This window comes from Mesorhizobium sp. M2E.F.Ca.ET.209.01.1.1, assembly GCF_004010375.2.
In the GTDB taxonomy this organism is placed as follows: Bacteria; Pseudomonadota; Alphaproteobacteria; order Rhizobiales; family Rhizobiaceae; genus Mesorhizobium.
This window is the reverse complement of the sequence record NZ_SADP02000007.1, coordinates 267,014-268,332: the sequence shown is the minus strand read 5'-3', so window position 1 is coordinate 268,332 and position 1,319 is coordinate 267,014. Positions and strand designations below refer to the sequence as shown.

Below are 1,319 nucleotides of genomic sequence, written 5' to 3'. Positions count from 1 at the left end.
CCGACTCGACACCGACGATCACGGTGACGCCGACCGGTGGTGAGCCCGCGGTCGACGCGCAGGCGGTGGTCGACGAAAAGGGCCTGCCGGCCGGCACGGGCGAACTGGCGGACCCGGCCCCGAACACGGACAATTCCGAGACGACGACCGGCACGTTCAACATCAGCACGGGCGGCGACACGCTGCAGAAGCTGGAGATCGCGGACAAGGACGGCAACCTGGTCGACGTAACGAGCGGCGGCACGGTGCAAGGCCACAACGGCGACCTGACGGTGACGCTCAACGGCGGCGTCTACAGCTACAGCTACACGCTGGCCAACAACGTGACGAACGCCGATCCCACCAAGACCGGGGCGGCGGACCAGGCGACCGGCGAGAACTTCGCGGTGACGGTCACCGACAGCGACGGCGACCATGCCAGCGCCTCGCTGACGGTCAATGTCAATGACGATGGCCCGCATGCGATCAACGACAGCGCCACGCAGGCAACGGAGAACGCGCCAGTCACGATCGACGTGTTCGCCAACGACATCGGCGGCGCGGACGGCACGCAGTCGAGCACGGTGACGCTGGTCGCGGGCAGCCTGACGGGCGGCACGGGCACGCTGGTGAACAACGGGAACGGGACGTTCACCTATACGCCCGCTGCGGGCGAAGATGCTCCGGTCAGCTTCAAGTACACGATCACGGACGGTGATGGGGACAAGTCCGAGGCGACGGCGACGATCACGCTGGTGACGGACTCGACACCGACGATCACGGTGACGCCGACCGGTGGTGAGCCCGCGGTCGACGCGCAGGCGGTGGTCGACGAAAAGGGCCTGCCGGCCGGCACGGGCGAACTGGCGGACCCGGCCCCGAACACGGACAATTCCGAGACGACGACCGGCACGTTCAACATCAGCACGGGCGGCGACACGCTGCAGAAGCTGGAGATCGCGGACAAGGACGGCAACCTGGTCGACGTAACGAGCGGCGGCACGGTGCAAGGCCACAACGGCGACCTGACGGTGACGCTGAACGGCGGCGTCTACAGCTACAGCTACACGCTGGCCAACAACGTGACGAACGCCGACCCCACCAAGACCGGGGCGGCGGACCAGGCGATCGGCGAGAACTTCGCGGTGACGGTCACCGACAGCGACGGCGACCAGGCCAGCGCCTCGCTGACGGTCAACGTCAATGACGACGGGCCCTCGATCGTGGCGAGCGGAACGAGCGTGTCACTGACGGTCGACGAGACGACCTTGGCCACCAATGCGACGGCGAGCTTCGCCGGAGCCTTCACGCCGAACTTCGGCGCCGATGGTCCGCTGGAC

At 67.6% G+C, this 1,319-nt stretch carries 1 protein-coding gene; it reads left to right on the top strand.

Annotation, left to right across the window (positions count from 1 at the left end):
• A partial coding sequence (locus EN852_RS16060; protein WP_189545997.1) for a cadherin-like domain-containing protein occupies positions 1–1,319 on the top strand: 1,319 nt, incomplete at both ends.